Below are 16,255 nucleotides of genomic sequence, written 5' to 3'. Positions count from 1 at the left end.
GATTTCAACCTTAGATTCGGCTTGGCCGCGCACTGCACGGCGTTTTCCGGCGAACGAATCAAATCCGTTAAGGCCGTAGCCCGCAGAGGGGGGAGGGATGGGGCCGGCGGGTCCTGCTCGAATAAAAATGGACGATGCTCGGAGATTTCGACTGGATCGCTGCGCCACGCGCGAAGTCGATGCCAAGCGTGAACGATCAAAAGTGCAGTCCGGCTAGTTCCATACCCGAACGGGAAGGGCGAACCTGGGCCCCGTCCATCCCGATCCGTCGCGGTTGTTCATCGCCCCGACATCCGCGTGTTGCACCGTCTTACGGTTGTTGCGCGATCGATCTTCCCGTCTTGGTCGTGTTGCGATTCTATGTCGCAGAAACCAACGCTTGCCAGCCGGACACTCTCGGCCGCTAACTGAACTCGTCAGTTCAGTTAGGCCTTCATGAGCGACGCCGCCCGCCACGCCGATCGCCCCCATCTCGCACGTCCCCCCGCCGAGCGCGGGCTCGATCACAAGTCGCTCGACCCCCAGCGCCGCCGCCGCATCCTCGAGGCCGGGATGGGGCTGTTCTCAGGCCTGCCCTACGCCGCCGTGCACATGGATGCGGTCGCTGCCGCGGCCGGCGTCGCCAAGCCGACGCTCTATCGCTACTTCCCGACCAAGGAAGCCCTGTTCATCGCCGGCCTCGCCTGGACGCTCACCGAATTGCGCGACGCGATCGGGGCGATCCGGGCGGTCGACGCGCCCGCGCGGCTGCGCGACGCGGTCGGGCTGGTGCTGGAGCGGATCGGCGCCCTCTCGCCGGCGCTGACCGCCATCGAGGGCAGCGGCGCGGAGTTCGGCGAGCGCAGCCGGCGCGTCCTGCGCGAGGGCTTCGACGGGTTGCGGGGAGCGCTGGCCGATCTTCTGCGCGCCGGCGTCGCGGCGGGCGAGCTGCACGTGCCCGACATCGACCTCGCCGTCATGATGATCCTCGGCGGCATCCGCATGGCGGTGCACGGCACCGGCCGGCGTCCGCCCGCCTCGGCCGCGGTCGCCGATTTCTTCCTCGACGGCCTCGGCGCCAAGCCTGCGCCTCACATTTCCGCGCCTCACACGTCCGCGGCGCCCATGGGAGCCCCACGATGATCCGCCTCCTCCTCGTCCTCCTGGTCGCCGTGGCGGCCGGGGCGGGATGGCTCGTGCAGCGCCACGGCGGCGATACGCGCGCGGCCTGGAGCACGGCCCGGGGGGCGCTGCCGGCTGACCTCGCCCGGCACCTACCGGACCACCTGCCGCTCGCCTACGTGCCGCCCGCGCCCGCAGCCCCGGTCAATCCCGCCGCCGCGCGCCCGGTCGTGACCACGGTGGCCGCCGGCGTCACCGACCTCGCGCTCACCCGCTCGGCGGTGGGCTGGGTCGAGCCGATGGCAAGCGTGGTCCTGCGCCCGCGCATCGACGGGGTCATCACCGAGCAGCTCGCCCGCGACGGCCAGGTGGTGAAGGCCGGCGACGTGCTCTACCGCCTCGACGACCGCGAGATCCGCGCCCAGCTCGCCCGGAACGAAGCGGCGCTCGCCCGCGACCAGGCGACCCAGGTCCGCACCCAGAACGACGTCCGCCGCGTCGGCGAGCTGCTGTCGCGCTCCTCCGCCTCGCAGGCGCAGTTCGACGTCGCCACCGCCGAGGCCAAGGTCGCGTCGGCGAACGTCGCGGCCTCGCAGGCCGCGATCGACGCCGACAAGGTCCGGCTCGACTACACCACCGTGCGGGCACCGATCTCGGGCCGCCTCGGCAAGGTGCTGGTCACCACCGGCAACCTCGTCAAGGGCAACGAATCGGCCGGCACCGGCCTCGTCACCATCACGCAGATGCGGCCCCTGCGCGCCACCTTCTCTCTCCCCGAGCGCGACCTCGACGGGTTGCGCGCCGCTCTCGCCCGCCCCGGTACCGCGCCGGTCCGGGTCTATCCCAGCGGCGGCGAGGCGGTGCTGGCGACCGGCCGGCTCTCCTTCGTCGATTCGAGCGTCGACCAGGCGTCCGGCACCGTCACCGCCTGGGCCTTGTTCCCGAACGAGGACGACCGGCTCTGGCCCGGCCAGTACGTCCGGATCGAGGTCGATCTCGGCTCGCGCCCGGGGACCGTCACGGTGCCGCAGGCCGCGGTGCAGCCGGGGCAGGAGGGCAGCTTCGTCTGGGTGGTGAAGCCCGACCGCACGGTGGAGCGCCGCATCGTCGAGGTGCTGGCCTCCCGCGACGGCCGCACCGCCCTGGGCCAGGGCCTGAAAACCGGCGAGCGGGTGGTGGTCGAGGGTCAGTTCCGGGTTCGGCCCGGCCTGACCGTCAGCGAGCGCCCGCAGGACGCGACCGAGGCGCAGGCGGCCAAGCCCGGCGCCGCCACCCGGATCGAGTGAGCGTTCGGGACGGACGTTCAAGCCCGCGCGGCGCCTGAGCGAAGCCGGGTTCCGCCTAGAGCGCTTCACGATCGCCCTGCAATCGCGAAGCGCTCTAGGTTATTGATTTTGCCGCATTTTCTACGACGAACCAGTTTCCGCTTCGTCGGAAAATGCTCTCGCGAAGCAATCCTTCGGAAGCCGCAAGTCCATGAACCTCTCGGCCCCGTTCATCCGCCGGCCCGTCGCCACGATCCTGCTCTCGATCGCGCTGACGCTGTCGGGGCTGTTCGCCTACCGCTTCCTGCCGGTGGCGGCGCTGCCGACCGTGGATTTCCCGACCATCTCGGTCACCGCGCAGCTCCCCGGCGCCTCGCCGGAATCGATGGCGGCTTCCGTAGCGACGCCCCTGATCAAGGAGTTCTCGACGATCCCGTCGATCGCCACGATCTCGGCGACGAACTACCAGGGCTTCACCTCGATCACCGTCGAGTTCGAGCTGTCCCGCAACATCGACCAGGCTGCCGCCGACGTGCAGGCGGCGATCACCCGGACCCTGCGCCGGCTGCCGATCGAGCTGACGATCCCGCCGAGCTTCCGCAAGCTCAACCCCGCCGACGCGCCAGTGATCCTGCTCGCCCTGTCGAGCGAGACGACGCCGCTGCCGACCCTCGACGCCTTCGCCCAGACGGTGATCTCGCCCTCGCTCTCCACCATCACGGGCGTGGGCCAAGTCCTGGTCTTCGGCAGCCAGAAATTCGCCGTCCGGGTCCAGCTCGACCCCAACGTGCTCGCCGCCCGCGGCATCGGCGTCGACGAGGTCCAGGCCGCGATCCAGAACGCCAACACCTCGACGCCGGTCGGCGTGGTCGAGGGGCGGGGCCAGAACCTCACCATCCAGACCAACACCCAGCTGATGAACGCCGACGCGTTCCGCGACGTGATCGTGGCGGTGCGCAACGGCCGGCCGGTGCGCCTCGGCGAGGTCGCCCGGGTCATCGACTCGGTCGAGAACAACCGCATCGCCTCGTGGAAGGACGGCACCCGCGGCCTGGTGCTCGCCGTCCAGCGCCAGCCCGACGCCAACACCGTCGACGTGGTCGACCGGGTCCGCGCCATGCTGCCGAAGTTCCAGGAGCAGCTGGGCGGCAGCGGCACCATTGACGTCGTCAACGACCGCTCGGCCTCGATCCGCGAGGCGGTGCACGACGTGCAGTTCACGCTCGTGCTGACCATCGTCCTCGTCGTCGCGGTGATCTACCTCTTCCTCGGGCGGCTCGCCGCGACGCTGATCCCGTCGGTGGCGGTGCCGATCTCGATCATCGCCACCTTCGGGGCGATGTACCTGCTCGGCTACTCGATCGACAACATCTCGCTGCTCGGCCTCACGCTCGCGGTCGGCCTCGTCGTCGACGACGCGATCGTGATGCTGGAAAACATCGTCCGGCACGTCGAGGACGGGATGAAGCCGTTCGAGGCGGCGCTGAAGGGCGCGGGCGAGATCGGCTTCACCATCCTGTCGATCACGATCTCGCTGATCGCCGTGTTCATCCCCGTCCTGCTGATGGGCGGGGTGGTGGGGCGCATCTTCAACGAGTTCGCCATCGTGGTGACGATCGCCATCGTCGCCTCGGCGGTGATCTCCATCACGCTGACCCCGATGCTCGCCGCCCGCCTGCCGGCCGACGCCGCCGGACACGGCCAGAAGAAGAACCTGTTCGAGCGCGGCTTCGCCCGGATGCAGGGCGCTTACGAGCGCGGGGTCGATCTCTGCCTGCGCTGGCCCTTCGCGGTGCTGATGGTGTTCTTCGCGAGCGTCGCGCTCACCGCCTGGATGTTCGTGGTGATCCCGAAGGGCTTCTTCCCGTCGGAGGATATCGGCCAGCTCCAGATCGCCACGGAGGCCGGGCAGGACGTGTCCTTCGACGCGATGAGCGCGCTCCAGCACGAGGCGGAGGTGATCCTCGCCCGCCATCCGGCGGTGGCCCACGTGGTGAGCCGCGCCGGTTCGAACGGCTTCTCCGGCACCCTCAACCAGGGCTCGTTCTTCGTCGAATTGAAGGACCGCGACCAGCGCCCGCCGCTCTCCCGCACCATCGCGGAGCTGCGCCAGCAGCTCGCCGCGGTGCCGGGCCTGACCTCGTTCATCACCCCGGTGCAGAACCTGCGCCTCGGCGGACGCCAGTCGAAGAGCCAGTACCAGTACGTGGTGCAGGGCCTGAACCGCCCCGACCTCGAGCGCTGGTCCGAGCGGCTGACCGAGGCCCTGGCGAAGGACCGCGCCACCTTCGCGGGCGTCACCAGCGACCTCCAGAACGCCGCGCTCCAAGCCAAGGTCACGGTCGACACCGACAAGGCGCAGGCGCTGGGCATCACCTCCGACCAGATCCGTCAGACCCTCTATACCGGCTTCGGCACCCGGCAGGTCTCGACCATCTACGGCACCGCCGACAGCTACCAGGTCATCACCGAGTTCGACCCGCGCCTGAACTGGACCGCCGACCGGCTCGACGAGATCCGCCTGCGCTCGTCGAGCGGCAAGCTGGTGCCGCTCTCGGCGGTGGCGAGCGTCACCCGCGTGCCGGGCCCGCTCTCGATCAACCAGCTCGGCCTCCTGCCGGCGGTGACGATCTCGTTCGACCTCGCCCCCGGCGTCGCGCTGGGGCAGGCAGTCAACCGCATCGCCGCGATCAAGGACACGCTCGGCGTGCCGGGCACCATCACCACGACCTTCGCCGGCACCGCCCAGGTGTTCCAGGACGCGCTGGCGAACCAGGGCCTGCTGCTGGCGGCGGCCGTCATCACCATCTACCTCGTGCTCGGCATCCTCTACGAGAGCTTCATCCACCCCCTCACCATCCTCACCGGCCTGCCGGCGGCGGCGATCGGGGCGCTGGGTGCCCTCCAGCTCTACGGGATGGATCTCTCGGTGATCGCGATCATCGGCGTGCTGATGCTGATCGGCATCGTGAAGAAGAACGCCATCATGATGATCGACGTCGCGCTGGTCCTCCAGCGCGAGCAGAACTGGGCCCCGGCGGCGGCGATCCGCGAGGCCTGCGCCTTACGCTTCCGCCCGATCATGATGACGACGGCAGCGGCCGTGATGGGCACCCTGCCGATCGCCATCGGCCACGGGGCGAGCGCGGAGCTGCGCCAGCCCCTCGGCGTCGCGGTGGTGGGCGGGCTCCTCGTGTCGCAGCTCCTCACCCTGTTCATCACGCCGGTGCTCTACCTCTACATGGACCGCCTCGGGGCCGGCACGACCCGCCTCGTCCTGTCGCTCCGCCGCGGCCGGCGGCCGGCGACCCGGCCGGAGGGGGAGGCGGGTCGGCACCAGCCGGCGGAGTGAGGAGAGGCGCCGGTCCGGTCTCGCGCGCAGATCTGGGCCGCGCTGACCGAACGGAACCCGCCGGTGAGCGGAGCATTGTCGGGCGCCACGCGGGGCCGTGAGAGCTTGTCCCCGCCCAGAGGTGGAGACCCGCCCATGCCCCTCATCTCCCGTCGCGACACCCTGGCCGCTGCGGCGGCCGGCCTCGTCGGCACCGCCGCCAGCGCCCAGACCCCGTCGGGACCCACACCCATCCGCGGCAAGGACGGGGCGGACATCGTCGGCCCGGTGAACCCGGCCCGCCAGGCGGCGGAGCCGTTCACCACGCGCCCGCCGAAGACCGACCACGGCACGATGCCGAACCTGAAATGGTCGTTCACCGACAGCCACATGCGCCTGGAGGAGGGCGGCTGGGCGCGCCAGACGACCACTCGCGAGTTGCCGGTCTCGACCGCGATGGCCGGCGTCAACATGCGGCTCAAGGCCGGCGTCGCCCGGGAGATGCACTGGCACAAGGAGGCCGAGTGGTCCTACATGCTCAAGGGCCGCGCCCGCATCACGGCCGTCGACCAACTGGGTCGCACCTTCGTCGACGACGTCGGTGAGGGCGATCTCTGGTACTTCCCGTCCGGCATCCCGCACTCGATCCAGGGCCTGGAGAGCGACGTCGACGGTTGTGAGTTCCTGCTCGTCTTCGACGACGGGCATTTCTCCGAAGACTCGACCTTCCTGATCACCGACTGGCTCGCCCATACCCCGCGCGACATCCTGGCGAAGAATTTCGGGGTGCCGGAGGAGGCCCTGGCCCGGATCCCCGAGAAGGAAAAATACATTTTCCCAGCGCCGATGCCCGGGTCGCTCGCGGGAGACAGGACCGGCGGCGCCGGCCCGGTGCCGGAGGGCTTCAGCTACCGCATGCTGGCGCAGGAGCCGATCCGGACGAAGAGTGGCAGCGTCCGCATCACCGACTCGAAGGTCTTTCCGGCGTCGAAGACCATCGCGGCGGCCCTCGTCGAGCTCGAGCCCGGCGGCTTGCGCGAGCTGCACTGGCACCCGAACGGCGACGAGTGGCAATACTACCTCTCGGGGCAGGGCCGGATGACGGTGTTCGGCTCGGAATCGAAGGCCCGCACCTTCGACTACCAGGCCGGCGACGTCGGCTACGTGCCCTTCGCCATGGGGCATTACATCGAGAATACCGGTTCGACGCCGCTGCGTTTCCTCGAACTGTTCCGCAGCCCGGTCTACGCCGACGTGTCGCTGAACCAGTGGATGGCGCTGACCCCGCACGCCCTGGTCCGGGCGCATCTGAACATCGACGAGTCGGTGCTGGCCGGGCTGCCAACGGCCAAGACGCCGGTGGTGCCGGGATAGGACAGTCCCGCGCCGGCGTACCTCCGGACGGTTCTTCCACCCTTCTTCCACCCTCCGTGTCTCCCGGGGCCGCGATGCGGAGCCCGGGATCCATAAACGCTGACGGCGCAAGATGAAGCGGAACGCTGTCAGTCCTTTTGGTCAGCGTCGGCGATGAGATCCCGGGTTGTCATACGATTTCCGGATGATCGCTTCACGATGCGGATATCGGCTTCGCTCAGGCGTGTGGAGCCTCGTCAGGCGGAAGCCTGCGGGCGCGCCGCCACGCCGGCCGCCGGGCGGGCGCGGCGCATCACGAGCCAGACGAGGGCGCAGAGTACGATCGCGCCCTGCACGCTCAAGGCCTCCCAGCTGCCGTTGAAGCCGAGCTCGGTGACGAGGTCCGGCACGCCGTCATTGTGCACCGGCACGAGCACCTGCTCCTGGAATTCCTGGATCGCCGCGCCGACCATTCGCAGGCCCATCACGAACAGGAAGGCCGAGGTGAGCAGAAAGACCGGCCGCAGCGGCAGCCGCAGCGCCAGCCACTGCATCGCCACGAACACCACCGCGAGGGCGGCGGCTGCGACCGCAAGACCGCTCAGGAGCGAGGCGTCGAAGCCGCCGGCGGTGCGGGCGAGCGCGTGGAGGAACAGGACCGTCTCGGCGCCCTCGCGAAACACCGCCAGGAAGGCGATGCCGGCCAGCGACAGGAGCGTGCCGGCACCCATCGCCCGCTCGGCCATGCGGTTGATCTCGGCCTTCCAGGCCGCCGGGTCCTGGCGCAGGAAGAGCCAGCCGCTCATCGTGAACATCAGCCCGGCGGCAACCAGGATGACCCCGGCCTCGATCAGGTCGTTGTGGTTGCCGTCGAAGAAGGCCTCGAACACCCAGGCCATGCCGAAGCTCGCCAGCACCGCGAGGCTGGCGCCGGCATAGACCGGGCGGATGCGCTCCGCCGCCCCGGCCCGGCGCAGGAACGCCGCCAGCGCCGCCACCACCAGCAGCGCCTCCAGCCCCTCGCGGAACAGGATGGTGAAGGCCTGCACGAAGGTGGATCCGTCGGCCATGGGGGGCTCCTCGCTCGAATGTCGTCCGGCTGCGCACCGTCGCGCCCCGTCGGCGCCCTCTTAGGCGAGGACGATCCGGCTTTCAAATCCCGGCTGTTTGTTTTGTATCGTTCTAAACTGACTTATCATGAGTAAGACATGTGATATCCGGGCCGCACGCACTGACGGATCGAGGCGTGATTTCGATTTGATCTGAAATAAACGGAGCGGATATTTATCATCCCTGACGGCGGAACGTAAGTTGCGGCCATTCGGCCCTGACCCTCCTCTTTCGAGTGGCGTCAGGCATGAGCCAGCATTCCCGGTCCCCCCGGTCCGGCGATCGCCGGTCGCGCCGCGCTGTCGAGCCTCGCGCGCGTCCGGTGAGATTCGCGTGCGTCCGGCCGCCGTCTTGGCGCGGCGGGGTGCCGCTGCTATCTCCGGGCGACTTTTCCCTTACGCCGTGCGCCCCGCGCATCGCCGCGCCCGTGCGCCGGAGACAGCCACACGATGACCGCGTCCCCCATCGACAACATCCGCAACTTCTCGATCGTCGCGCATATCGACCACGGCAAGTCGACGCTCGCCGACCGGCTGATCCAGATCACCGGCGCGGTCGCGGCGCGCGACATGAGCGAGCAGATGCTCGACTCGATGGACATCGAGAAGGAGCGCGGCATCACCATCAAGGCGCAGACCGTGCGCCTGGAATACAAGGCCCATGACGGGCGCGACTACGTCCTCAACCTGATGGACACTCCCGGCCACGTCGACTTCGCCTACGAGGTGTCGCGCTCGCTCGCCGCCTGCGAGGGCTCGCTGCTGGTCGTCGACGCCTCCCAGGGCGTCGAGGCGCAGACGCTCGCCAACGTCTACCAGGCGCTGGACGCCAACCACGAGATCGTGCCGGTCCTCAACAAGATCGACCTGCCGGCGGCCGAGCCCGACCGGGTCAAGGAGCAGATCGAGGAGGTGATCGGCATCGACGCGAAGGACGCGGTGCCGATCTCGGCCAAGACCGGCCTCAACATCGAGGCGGTGCTGGAGGCGATCGTCACCCGCCTGCCGCCGCCGAAGGGCGACCGGGCGGCGCCGCTCAAGGCCCTGCTCGTCGATTCCTGGTACGACGTCTATCTCGGCGTCGTGGTGCTGGTGCGCATCGTCGACGGCGTGCTCAAGAAGGGCATGACGATCCGCATGATGGGGGCGGATGCGGCCTACGGCGTCGAGCGCCTCGGGGTGTTCCGGCCCAAGATGCAGGACATGGCCGAGCTCGGCCCCGGCGAGGTCGGCTTCTTCACCGGCTCGATCAAGGAGGTCGCCGACACCCGCGTCGGCGACACCATCACCGAGGACAAGCGCAAGACCAAGGAGGCGATGCCGGGCTTCAAGCCGGTGCAGCCGGTGGTGTTCTGCGGCCTGTTCCCGGTCGATGCCGCCGACTTCGAGAATCTGCGCGGCGCGATGGGCAAGCTCCGGCTCAACGACGCCTCGTTCTCCTACGAGATGGAGACCTCCGCCGCGCTCGGCTTCGGCTTCCGCTGCGGCTTCCTCGGGCTCCTGCACCTCGAGATCATCCAGGAGCGGCTGGAGCGCGAGTTCAACCTCGACCTGATCTCGACCGCGCCGAGCGTGGTCTACCACCTCAACATGTCCGACGGGGAGAAGCGCGAGCTTCACAACCCGGCCGACATGCCCGACGTGATGAAGATCGACACGATCGAGGAGCCCTGGATCCGCGCCACGATCATGACGCCGGACGAGTATCTCGGCGGCGTACTCAAGCTGTGCCAGGACCGGCGCGGCACCCAGATCGACCTCAACTACGTCGGCAAGCGCGCCATGGTCGTCTACGACCTGCCGCTCAACGAGGTGGTGTTCGACTTCTACGACCGGTTGAAGTCGATCTCGAAGGGCTACGCCTCGTTCGACTACCACATCTCGGATTACCGCGAGGGCGACCTCGTGAAGATGTCGATCCTGGTCAATGCCGAGCCGGTCGACGCGCTCTCGATGCTGGTCCACCGCACCCGCGCCGAGAGCCGCGGCCGGGCGATGTGCGAGAAGCTGAAGGACCTGATCCCGCGCCACCTGTTCCAGATCCCGGTCCAGGCGGCGATCGGCGGCAAGATCATCGCCCGCGAGACCATCCGGGCCCTGTCGAAGGACGTCACCGCCAAGTGCTACGGCGGCGACATCTCCCGCAAGCGCAAGCTCCTCGACAAGCAGAAGGAGGGCAAGAAGCGCATGCGCCAGTTCGGCAAGGTCGAGATCCCGCAGGAGGCGTTCATCGCCGCCCTCAAGATGGACAGCTGACGCCGCTTGCCGCTCTCCGGCGCAGCGTGCGATGAGTGATCCCTTCTCACGACGATGAGCCGTCGCATCGCGGCGGCCGGGATGTGACGACCGTGTCCGTGCTGAGCCTGAAGCCCCGCCCCGAGGATGTCGACGCGCTGATGCGCGAGATCGGCCGGCGCGCCCGCGCCGCCGCCCGCCGGATGGCGGTCGTCCCAGGCCCGGCCAAGGACGAGGCCCTGCGCGAGGCGGCGCGCTCTTTACGCGACGCGGGCGCGGCGATCCTCGAGGCCAACGCCGCCGACATGGCGGAGGCGCGCGCCAAGAGCCTGCCCGCCGCCACCCTCGACCGCCTGGCCCTGAATCCCGCTCGGATCGAGGCGATCGCGCAAGCCCTGGAGAGCGTCGCCGGCCTGCCCGATCCCGTCGGGCGTACCCTTGCCACCTACGAGCGGCCGAACGGCCTGACGATCGAGCGGGTGGCGACGCCGCTCGGCGTCGTCGGCGTCATCTTCGAGAGCCGCCCCAACGTCACGGCGGATGCCGGCGCGCTCTGCCTCAAGGCCGGCAACGCCGCGATCCTGCGCGCCGGCTCGGAGAGCCTCCGCAGCGCCACCGCCATCGCAGAGGCGATGATCGCGGGCCTGACCCGGAGCGGCCTGCCGGCCGACGCGATCCAGCTCGTGCCGACCCGCGACCGCGCGGCGGTCGGCGCGATGCTCACCGGCCTCGACGGCGCCATCGACGTGATCGTGCCTCGCGGCGGCAAGGGCCTGGTGGCCCGGGTGCAGGACGAGGCGCGGGTGCCGGTCTTCGCCCATCTGGAGGGGATCTGCCACGTCTTCGTGCACGAAGGCGCCGACCTCGCCATGGCCCGATCGGTCGTGCGCAACAGCAAGCTGCGCCGCACCGGCGTCTGCGGCGCCGCCGAGACCCTGCTGGTCGACCGCGCCTGCGCGGCCACCCATCTCGCGCCCCTGGTGACCGACCTGCTCGACGCCGGCTGCGCCGTGCGCGGCGACGCGGCGGCCCGCGCCGTCGATCCCCGGGTGACGCCGGCGACCGAGGAGGATTGGCGCACCGAGTATCTCGACGCGATCATCTCGGTGCGGGTGGTCGACGGGCTGGACGCCGCCATCGACCACATCGAGGGATACGGCTCGCACCACACCGACTCGATCCTGACCGAGGACGAGGCGGCGGCCGGGCGATTCCTCGCGGAGGTCGATTCGGCAATCGTGGTCCACAACGCCTCGACCCAGTTCGCCGATGGCGGCGAGTTCGGCTTCGGCGCCGAGATCGGCATCGCCACCGGGCGGATGCATGCCCGCGGGCCGGTCGGCGTCGAGCAGCTCACCACCTTCAAGTACCGGGTGCGCGGCACCGGGCAGATCCGCCCGTGATCGTCTGACGAGGAGGGCAGCGGGATCGTCCGGTGATCGTGCGCCTGCCGCCCCTCGCGCCGGGTTTGCGGGTCGGCCTCTACGGCGGCTCGTTCAACCCGGCCCATGCCGGCCACCGGCATGTCAGCCGGCTGGCCCTGAGGCGCCTCGCCCTCGACCGGGTCTGGTGGCTGGTCAGCCCCGGCAACCCGCTGAAGGATCGTCAGCACCTGCCCGACGCTGCCTCTCGCGCCGAGGGGGCCCGGGCGGTGGCGGCGGATCCCCGGATCGCCGTCACCGGGTTCGAGGCGGGCTTAGGCATCCGCTACACCGTCGAGACCCTGACCTGGCTGACGGCGCGCCACCCGGAGGTCCGCTTCGTCTGGATCATGGGCGCCGACAGCCTGGCGACGTTCCATCGCTGGAAGGGGTGGCGCGAGATCGCCGCCAGGATGCCCTTCGCGGTGATCGACCGGCCGGGCTACACCCTCAAGGCCATGGCCTCTCCCGCCGCCCGGACGCTCGCCGCCTCGCGCCTCGACGAGGCCGCCGCCGCGACCCTCGCCGGCCGGCCGCCGCCGGCCTGGGTCTTCCTGCACGGGCCGCGCAACAGCCTGTCCTCCACGGCTTTGCGCGCCGCCGATCCCGGTCGTTCCGGCCGGCCTGCGCGCTGATCGTGAGCGTTTGCGCGGGATTTGCACCGCGCCAGCTTGAAAATCCGCCTTTCGTTCGCCACTGTCGGTGTCTAATGGCATCGGCACCGCGTAGGCCGCGGGCAATATCGTCTCGTGGCGCCACCGGGTGCCTTCATCGACAGGGGCCGGCACTGAACGACGCAATCTCTCACGAAGCTCAGGACGCCGAGCTTCCCGTGCAGCCCGAGGCGCAGGATTCCCAGATCGGCGCGCCCGAGGCCGCGGACATGAGGTCGGTTGCCCTCGCCTGCCTCGAGGACATGAAGGCCGAGGACACCGTCGAGATCGATCTCGTCGGCAGGACCTCGATCGCCGACGCCATGATCATCACCTCCGGCCGCTCGCAGCGCCATGTCGGCTCCATCGCCGACAAGGTGATCCAGGAGTTCAAGGGTCGCGGCTTCGGCAATCCCCGGGTCGAGGGCATGCCGGCCTGCGACTGGGTGCTGATCGACGCGGGCGACATCCTGATCCACGTCTTCCGGCCTGAGGTGCGGCACTTCTACAACCTGGAAAAAATCTGGGGCGCTGACCGGCCGGCCGACCGCCTCGCCGGCTGAGCTCGCAACGCCAGGGACGGACACGCCGCCATGCGGCTCGCCCTCGTCGCGGTGGGCCGCCTCAAGCGCGGCCCCGAGCGCGACCTCGCCGAGGAGTATCGCGGCCGCGCCGACGCGCTCGGCCGGAGCTTCGGCTTCTCCGCCGTGCAGCTGACCGAGATCCCGGAGAGCCGGGCCCGGCGCGCGCCGGACCGCTGCGCCGAGGAGGCGGGCGCGATCCTGGCGGCGGTTCCGCCCGGCGCTGCCATGGTCGTCCTCGACGAGGGCGGCAAGGCGGTGACGAGCCTCGGCTTCGCCGACCAGCTCGGGTCCTGGCGCGACGGCGGCCGGCCCGGTCTCGCCATCGTGATTGGCGGCGCCGACGGCCTCGATCCTAGTGTCAGGGCCAAGGCGGACCTCGTCTTCGCCTTCGGGGCCGCCACCCTGCCGCACGGCCTCGTCCGGGTCCTGGCCCTCGAGCAGCTCTACCGGGCCATGACGATCCTCTCCGGCCATCCCTATCACCGCGGCGCCCCGTGACCCGAGCGCTTATCCCCGCCATTCTGCTGGCCGCGGCCCTCGCCTTGCCGGCTCTGGATTCGCCGGCGCGCGCCCAGACGGCGCCGGACCCGGCCGCGGATCTGGTGGCGAAGGCGCAGGCCGAGAAGGACCGGCGCGCCGAGAGCCTGCGGGCGATCGAGAGCGCGCTCCAGGCCAGCAACGAGACCAAGGCCAAGCTCGAGCGCGAGGTGGCCGAGATCAAGGGCGACGGCGCCCGCCTCAACCAGGCCCTGATCGACGCCGCCCGCAAGGCGCAGGAAGCGGAAGGGCGCATCTCCGACCTCGAAGCCCGGCTCCAGACCATGGCGGGCAGCGAGACGGCGCTCCGCCGCTCGCTGGAGGGCCGCCGCGGCGTCATCGCCGAGGTGCTCGCCGCGCTCCAGCGCATGGGACGGCGGCCGCCCCCGGCGGTGCTGGTGCGGCCCGAGGACGTGCTCGCGGCGATCCGCACCTCGATGCTGCTGGGCGCCGTGGTGCCCGAATTGCAGGGCGAAGCCGAGACCCTGGCCGGCGACCTCGCCGAACTGGTGCGCCTGCGCGGCCTCATCGCCGCCGACCAGGAGACCCTGCGCGGCGACATCAAGGGCTGGGCCGCCGAGCGCCAGCGCCTCACTGCCCTCATCGCCGCCCGCCAGGCCCGCCTCGGCGAGGCGGAGAGCGGGCTCACCGCCGAGCGCGACCGGGCGACGGGCCTCGCCGGCCAGGCCCGCTCGCTCAAGGACCTGGTCGACCGCCTCGACGGCGACCTCGCCAATGCCCGCCGCGCCGCCGGCGCCGCCAAGGAGGCGGCGGAAGCCGAGAGCCGCGAGACCCGCGAGCGCTTCGCGGCCGCGGCTCTGCGCGATCCGGCGCGCCTCGCCCCCAAGGTTCCCTTCCCCCAGGTGCGCGGCCTGGTGCCGCGCCCGGTGAGCGGCGAGGTGGTGCGGACCTTCGGCAGCCCCGACGGCGCCGGGGGGACGACCCGCGGCATATCGCTCATGACGCGCCCGCGGGGCATCGTCTCCTCTCCGGCCGACGGCTGGGTGGCCTATGCGGGGGCGTTCCGCTCCTACGGTCGTCTCTTGATCATCAACGCGGGCGACGGCTACTATCTCCTCCTGGCGGGCATGGACCAGATCAACGTCGAGGTGGGTCAGTTCGTGCTAGCGGGGGAGCCGGTCGCCGTCATGGGAGACACGGGCTCCGCACCTTCGGCAGGAGCCGGTGGGCGGAACGATCCCGTCCTGTACGTCGAGTTCAAAAAAGACGGTGGCTCCATCGACCCGGATCCTTGGTGGGCCAAAGGGTCAAGCGAGAAGGTTCGCGGATAATGCGCAAAGTTTCCCTCGTCCTGTTCGGAGCCGTCCTGGGCGCCGGGACGGCCACGGTAGCGACCCAGACCCACCTGCTCTCGAGCACGAGCGCCGTCGCCGCCTCGGCCGAGACCTATCGCCAGCTCAGCCTGTTCGGCGACGTGTTCGAGAAGATCCGCACCGACTACGTCGAGAAGCCCGACGAGGGGAAGCTGATCGAGGCGGCCGTCAACGGCATGCTGACCTCGCTCGACCCGCATTCGAGCTACATGGACGCCAAGAGCTTCCGTGACATGCAGGTGCAGACCAAGGGCGAGTTCGGCGGCCTCGGCATCGAGGTCACGATGGAGGACGGCCTGATCAAGGTCGTCACCCCGATCGACGACACGCCCGCCGCCCGCGCCGGCCTGCTGGCCAACGACATCATCACCCAGATCGACGGCGACCAGGTCCAGGGCCTGTCCCTCAACCAGGCCGTCGACAAGATGCGCGGGCCGGTCAACTCGCCGGTGAAGCTCAAGATCACCCGCAAGGAGGCCAAGGATCCGCTCGAGGTCACGCTCAACCGCGACCTGATTCGGATCAAGCCGGTGCGCTCGCGCACCGAGGGCGGCGACATCGGCTACATCCGCCTGACTCAGTTCAACGAGCAGACCTATGATGGCCTGAAGGCCGCCGTCGACAAGCTCTCGACCGACCTGCCGGGCGACAAGCTCAAGGGCTTCATCATCGACCTGCGCAACAACCCGGGCGGCCTGCTCGACCAGGCGGTGATGGTCTCCGACGCCTTCCTCGACCGCGGCGAGATCGTCTCAACCCGCGGCCGCAACCCGGACGAGACCCAGCGCTTCTCGGCCAAGTCCGGCGACCTGACCAAGGGCAAGCCGGTGGTGGTGCTGGTCAATGGCGGCTCGGCCTCGGCCTCCGAGATCGTCGCCGGCGCGCTCCAGGACCACAAGCGGGCGACGGTGCTCGGCACCCGCTCCTTCGGCAAGGGCTCGGTGCAGTCGATCATCCCGCTCGGCGGCAACGGGGCGCTCCGGCTCACCACCGCGCGCTACTACACCCCGTCCGGCCGCTCGATCCAGGCTAAGGGCATCGAGCCGGACCAGGAGGTGCTGCAGGACGTGCCCGACGAGCTGAAGGGCAAGGACGAGACCAAGGGCGAGGCCGGCCTGAAGGGCCACCTGAAGCAGAAGGATACCGAGGAGCGCGGCGGCTCGTCGGCCTACGTCCCGCCGGATCCGGCCAAGGACAAGCAGCTGATCGCCGCGGTCGACTTCCTGCACGGCGTGCAGAAGGGCGCCGCCAACACGGCGAAGACCACCGAGCCGAAGCCGAACTGACGGTGAGGCGGGCACCACTCGGGCCCCGTCCTTAACCCGGCATTTA

Annotated in this window: 12 protein-coding genes; 11 read left to right on the top strand and 1 reads right to left on the bottom strand. The window is 70.1% G+C overall.

Features of this window, described 5'->3' with window-relative positions; all coding sequences use genetic code 11:
* Positions 1-435: 435 nt before the first annotated feature.
* From ABZT49_RS14415 to ABZT49_RS14400, 4 genes are all read left to right on the top strand, one after another.
* Entirely contained in the window at positions 436-1,122 is a 687-nt protein-coding gene (locus ABZT49_RS14415; RefSeq protein WP_355286719.1) for a TetR/AcrR family transcriptional regulator, read from the top strand.
* Entirely contained in the window at positions 1,119-2,387 is a 1,269-nt protein-coding gene (locus ABZT49_RS14410) for an efflux RND transporter periplasmic adaptor subunit (RefSeq protein WP_355286718.1), read from the top strand. The genes ABZT49_RS14415 and ABZT49_RS14410 overlap by 4 nt, the downstream gene beginning before the upstream one ends.
* A gap of 190 nt (positions 2,388-2,577) precedes the next feature.
* On the top strand, positions 2,578-5,718 hold the full coding sequence (locus tag ABZT49_RS14405) for an efflux RND transporter permease subunit (protein ID WP_355286717.1): 3,141 nt from the start codon (positions 2,578-2,580) through the stop codon (positions 5,716-5,718).
* A gap of 135 nt (positions 5,719-5,853) precedes the next feature.
* Entirely contained in the window at positions 5,854-7,071 is a 1,218-nt protein-coding gene (locus ABZT49_RS14400) for an oxalate decarboxylase family bicupin (protein ID WP_355286716.1), read from the top strand.
* A 236-nt stretch (positions 7,072-7,307) separates the two neighbouring features.
* Here the strand turns inward: ABZT49_RS14400 and ABZT49_RS14395 are convergent, their stop codons facing one another.
* Entirely contained in the window at positions 7,308-8,120 is an 813-nt protein-coding gene (locus ABZT49_RS14395) for an FTR1 family protein (RefSeq protein WP_355286715.1), read from the bottom strand.
* 489 nt (positions 8,121-8,609) lie between these two features.
* Here ABZT49_RS14395 and lepA point away from each other — a divergent pair, with 489 nt between their 5' ends.
* The 7 genes from lepA (at position 8,610) to ABZT49_RS14360 (ending at position 16,209) form a co-directional block, all read left to right on the top strand.
* Complete coding sequence (gene lepA, locus ABZT49_RS14390) at positions 8,610-10,415, top strand: translation elongation factor 4 (protein WP_355286714.1); 1,806 nt, start codon at positions 8,610-8,612, stop codon at positions 10,413-10,415.
* A 92-nt stretch (positions 10,416-10,507) separates the two neighbouring features.
* A complete protein-coding gene (locus ABZT49_RS14385) occupies positions 10,508-11,797 on the top strand; it encodes a glutamate-5-semialdehyde dehydrogenase (protein WP_355286713.1) in 1,290 nt (429 codons plus the stop codon).
* Between the two features lie 65 nt (positions 11,798-11,862).
* Positions 11,863-12,450: a nicotinate-nucleotide adenylyltransferase gene (locus ABZT49_RS14380; RefSeq protein WP_407943505.1), complete on the top strand. Its 588-nt coding sequence runs from the start codon at positions 11,863-11,865 to the stop codon at positions 12,448-12,450.
* 281 nt (positions 12,451-12,731) lie between these two features.
* Positions 12,732-13,031, top strand: coding sequence for a ribosome silencing factor (gene rsfS, locus ABZT49_RS14375; protein ID WP_407943504.1), 300 nt, complete (start codon positions 12,732-12,734; stop codon positions 13,029-13,031).
* Positions 13,032-13,061: 30 nt separating this feature from the next.
* Positions 13,062-13,550, top strand: coding sequence for a 23S rRNA (pseudouridine(1915)-N(3))-methyltransferase RlmH (rlmH, locus tag ABZT49_RS14370; RefSeq protein WP_355286711.1), 489 nt, complete (start codon positions 13,062-13,064; stop codon positions 13,548-13,550).
* Positions 13,547-14,881 carry a murein hydrolase activator EnvC family protein gene (locus ABZT49_RS14365; protein ID WP_407943503.1) on the top strand — a complete coding sequence of 445 codons (1,335 nt, stop codon included), beginning with the start codon at positions 13,547-13,549 and terminating at the stop codon, positions 14,879-14,881. The genes rlmH and ABZT49_RS14365 overlap by 4 nt, the downstream gene beginning before the upstream one ends.
* Positions 14,881-16,209, top strand: coding sequence for a S41 family peptidase (locus ABZT49_RS14360; RefSeq protein WP_109973798.1), 1,329 nt, complete (start codon positions 14,881-14,883; stop codon positions 16,207-16,209). The genes ABZT49_RS14365 and ABZT49_RS14360 overlap by 1 nt, the downstream gene beginning before the upstream one ends.
* Positions 16,210-16,255 lie beyond the last annotated feature (46 nt).

It is taken from the genome of Methylobacterium sp. EM32 (assembly GCF_040593685.1).
Lineage (GTDB): Bacteria > Pseudomonadota > Alphaproteobacteria > Rhizobiales > Beijerinckiaceae > Methylobacterium.
Note: the sequence above shows the minus strand (reverse complement) of the source record. Positions and strands in the feature narration are given on the sequence as shown.